Raw genomic sequence first — 4,122 nt, 5'->3', positions numbered from 1 at the left:
GCCTGGTCAGCCAGTCCAGCCCACGGCGGCGGGCGACCACGGTGAGCCGGTCCCCCGCGAAGATCACCTGTCGCGGGTCGAGGTCCTTCCACCAGATCGCCTTCGTCCCGCCAGCCGGGGTCCGGGCGATCAACCGGACCTGCCCGTCCCGGTTGACCTCGTCCAGGGGCCGGCCGTCGAGATCGGAGCCCGCGGCGACCGGCACCTCGGCGACCGGCAGCGCATGCCGGTCGACCGGGATCGTGGTGATCACCGCACGTTCGGTGAGGGCGCCGATGAAGGCCGGTGCCGCCAGGTAGGACACCGATCGGGACACACCGAGCGCGAACGTCTCGTCGACCCGCTCGGCGAAGTCACCGTCGAAGAGCCGCAGCACCACCCGCAGGCCGTCACGGAGATCCCGGGCGGCCAGCGCCGCCTCCAGGTTTGCCACGTCGTCGGTGGACGCCACCACCAGCGCCTGGCAGTCGGCCACCGACGCGGCGGCCAGGGTCTCCGGCAGGGCCGCGTCCCCGACGATGAGCGGCACCTCCAACTGTCGGGCCAGCGCCGCGCCGCGCGGCTGCGGATTCTTGTCGATCGCCACCACCTCGACGTCGTACTCGCGCAGTTGCGCCATCACCCGGGTGCCGACGTTGCCCAGGCCGATCACCACGACGTGCCCGACCCGGGCGGGTTGCAGCCGGCCGGTGTGCAGGGCCAGCCGCGCGTTGACGATGCCGTCCACCACAACGGCGGTGATCAGCGGGATCAGCGCCAGCCCGGCCAGGTTGAGCACCACCTGCATGATCTGCGCATCGATCGCCTTGTCGGTGTCCGGGTCGGCGCCGCTGAGGGTCGTGACCAGCGTCAGGTACAGCGCCTCCACCGGGGAGACGTCCTCGGCGCGGGAGATCAGCGCGCCGAGTACCGCGATCACCGCGAGCACCAGCATCACCGCGATGCCGATCTTGCGGGTGGCGAAGCCGCGTACCGCCCCCAGCAGCATCGTGACCGGACGGCGCCGCCGCCGCGCCCGGACCAGCCGGCGGGCCGCCACCTCGGTCCCCGGCGGCTGGCCGGTCGCCTCGGCCAGCACCAGGTCGGCGCCGGCCTGCTCGGCCGGCAGCAGCTCCACCCCCTGCTCGTCACCGCCGTGCGCCAACGCGCAGACCACATCCTGCGGACGCACATCGGCCCGGCGGGCCACCCGGAACGTCTTGTCCCGATGCTGGAAGGAGCTCGGGTCGACCTCTCCGAGCGCGGCGGCCACGAACGCCGGCGCCGCCATCTCAGCGTCGGAGAGCACCTCGACCGGCGCCTTGAGCAACTTTCGTACGCCCTCGGCGAGGGTGCCGTTGAACATCCGCAGCACCTGCCGGACCCGCTGGTCGACGGCCTGGGCGCAGAGCGCGGCGTGCAGGTTGCCGACGTCGTCCTGGTGCAGCAGGGCCAGCCCGGTCGCCCCGGCCAGCCCGGCGGCCTCGAAGGTGGCCACGTCCAGCCGTTCCGAGCGGACCACCCGCACCCCGCGCAGCCCCGCCACGTCCGGCCCGTTGCTGCGGTAGCGCTCCGGCACCACCACGGTCACCCGGGCGCCGCCGGCGGGCAGTTCGGATTCGAGCATCGCCCGTGCCACGTAGTAGGCGAGCGCGTCCCGTCCGCAGATCACGTAGTGCGGTCGCGGGTCACCCGCGGCCCGCAGCCGCCAGTTCCACTCGACCGCCCGTCGCGCCCGGTCCCGCCACGGCTCCGCCATGCCCGGATCGTAATCAGCGCGAGCATGCTGGGCGACCCTGTCCGGATCATCCCCGAGCAGGCATGTCGGCCCGGGCGGCGGGTAGAGCAGCGCAATGCAGACCTTCCTGCCGTACCCGGACTTCCTGGCCAGCGCCCGCGCGCTGGACCAGCGGCGGCTGGGCAAGCAGCGGGTGGAGGCCATCCAGGTGCTGCGCGGACTCACCCGCCCCGACTACGGCTGGCGGAACCACCCGGCGGTGAAGATGTGGGCCGGGTACGAGGAGGCGCTCACCCGGTACGGGCTGGACATGTGCGCCGTCTGGACCGAACCGGGACGCGCCGACACCTGCGCCACCACGATGACCGTCGACCTGGCCGCCGCCTGCGGGACCGGCGTGGTGCGTACCCAGGACGAACTGGACCGCGCCGGCGAGCTGCCGCCCTGGCTGGGCCGCGACGACCTGCACCTGAGCCACCGCTCGTCGCTGGTGCGCAAGGACCCGGCGCACTACCGCCCGATCTTCGGCGACGACGTCCCGGAGGACCTGGAGTACGTCTGGCCTGCCTCCGACCGCGCGCGCCGCCGCCTTCCGTAGGGGAGACTGACCCGAACAGGGAGGTTCTCGTGGCGCTGTCGCACATGGTGGGTCGACTCATCGGCGTACGCCAGCACCAGGTGGACCCGGGCGGCGGTGGCGCCGACCGCGTGCCGCGACCGGTCTCGGCGGTGGTGGTGGGTGGTGGCATCGCCGGCATGTCGGCGGCGGTGGTGCTGGCCGAGCGGGGCGTCGCGGTGACGGTGCTGGAGACCGCGCCCACCCTCGGCGGCCGGCTGGGCGCCTGGCCGGAGGCCCTGGCCGACGGCAGTCAGCAGAACGAGCACGGCTTCCACGCGTTCTTCCGGCAGTACTACAACTGGCGGTCGATCCTCCGCCGGATCGACCCCGACCTGGGCTTCCTCAAGCCCATTCCGGGCTATCCGATCCTGAGCGGGGAGTGGCCGACCGAGGAGTTCGGCAAGCTGCCGCCGGCACCGCCGGCGAACCTGCTCGCGCTGCTGCTGCGCAGCCCCAGCCTGCGCCTCGCCGACCTGCGTCTGATGGATCGGGACGCCGCGCTGCCGCTGCTCAGCTACGACCCGGTGCGCACCTACGCCGACCTGGACGACACGACCGCCGACGAACTGCTGGCGTCGCTGCGACTGCCGGACCGGGCACGGGCCATGCTGTTCGAGGTCTTCTCGCACTCGTTCTTCAACCACGAGGCGGAGATGTCGGCCGCCGAGATGGTCGCCCAGTTCCACTTCTACCTGCTCGGCAACCCGGAGGGGCTGGCCTTCGACTGCCCCGATGAGGACTACGCGACCGCGATCTGGGAGCCGCTGACCCGACACGTGGAGAAGCACGGCGGCCGGGTGCTCACCAGCGCCGCCGCGACCGGCGTGCACCGCGACGCCGACGGCTGGCGGGTCACGACCACCGACGGCGGCAGCCACCCGGCGGGCCACGTCGTGCTGGCCGTCGATCCGCCGGCGCTCGCCGCGCTGGTCGCGGCCTCCCCCGACCTGGTCACGCGGGCACCGGAGCTGGTGGCGCGGATGCCCGCGTTCGGCACGCCCGGTCCGCCGTACGCGGTCGCGCGGTACTGGTGCGACGGGGACGTCGCCGCCGGCCGCGCGGTGTTCAGCGGCGTGTCCCGGCAGCCCACCCTGGACTCGGTGACGCTCTACCACCGGCTGGAGAACGAGTCGCGGCGCTGGGCGCGGCAGACCGGCGGGTCGGTCCTCGAGGTGCACGCGTACGCCTGCGAGCCCGACGTGCCGGCCGAGGAGTTGGCCGAGCGGATGCGCCGCGAGCTGGTCACGCTCTGGCCGGAGGTCGCCGACCTACGGGTCCGCGAGCTACGGGCCCGGGTCCAGGCGCAGGCGCCGGCTTTCACGCCGGGCAGCCACGCCTGGCGACCGGGGGTACGCACCGACGCCGCCGGCCTCTACCTGGCCGGCGACGGCATCGGCACGGACTTCCCGAGCGCGTTGATGGAGCGGTCCGCAGCGACCGGCATCATCGCCGCGAACCACATCCTGCGCGCGGAGGGCGGCGCGGCCGAGCCGGTGCGCTCGATCCGGCCGCGGGGACTGCTGGCCGGGCGGGACAAGCGAAACCGACAAAAGCCTCTATAAGCGACGGTACGCTGCCGTACGCTCGATTGATCATCTGTCGATCGGTCGGGCGGGAGGGCAGCGGAGATGTCACCACTGCACCGTGCCGGCGCCCAGAGCGGACCGCCCGCCGAGCAGGCCGGCCGGGACGACGCGTACCCCCTCATCCGCGACGAGCGCGCCTGCGTCGTCACCGCCCTGCGCCTGGGCTGGTGGATGGCGGACGCGTACCACCACGGGCGCAA

3 protein-coding genes are annotated in these 4,122 nt (G+C 73.4%); 2 read left to right on the top strand and 1 reads right to left on the bottom strand.

What is annotated here, in order from left to right:
* The coding region (locus tag F8271_RS30240) for a TrkA family potassium uptake protein (protein WP_151493206.1) at window positions 1–1,738 on the bottom strand (1,738 nt) is incomplete at its 3' end.
* A gap of 94 nt (window positions 1,739–1,832) precedes the next feature.
* Here F8271_RS30240 and F8271_RS30235 point away from each other — a divergent pair.
* Both F8271_RS30235 and F8271_RS30230 read left to right on the top strand, forming a co-directional pair.
* Window positions 1,833–2,315 carry an MSMEG_6728 family protein gene (locus tag F8271_RS30235; RefSeq protein WP_151493205.1) on the top strand — a complete coding sequence of 161 codons (483 nt, stop codon included), beginning with the start codon at window positions 1,833–1,835 and terminating at the stop codon, window positions 2,313–2,315.
* Between the two features lie 29 nt (window positions 2,316–2,344).
* A complete protein-coding gene (locus tag F8271_RS30230) occupies window positions 2,345–3,898 on the top strand; it encodes an FAD-dependent oxidoreductase (RefSeq protein WP_151493204.1) in 1,554 nt (517 codons plus the stop codon).
* The last annotated feature ends 224 nt before the right edge of the window (window positions 3,899–4,122 follow it).

Origin of the sequence: Micromonospora sp. ALFpr18c (genome assembly GCF_008868155.1) — a bacterium.
Lineage (GTDB): Bacteria > Actinomycetota > Actinomycetes > Mycobacteriales > Micromonosporaceae > Micromonospora.
This window is presented reverse-complemented; position numbering and strand designations above follow the sequence as displayed.

Coding starts and splice junctions, on each gene's coding strand:
- F8271_RS30235 (WP_151493205.1), top strand. CDS start 1,833: ATGCAGACCTTCCTGCCGTACCCGGACTTCCTGGCCAGCGCCCGCGCG.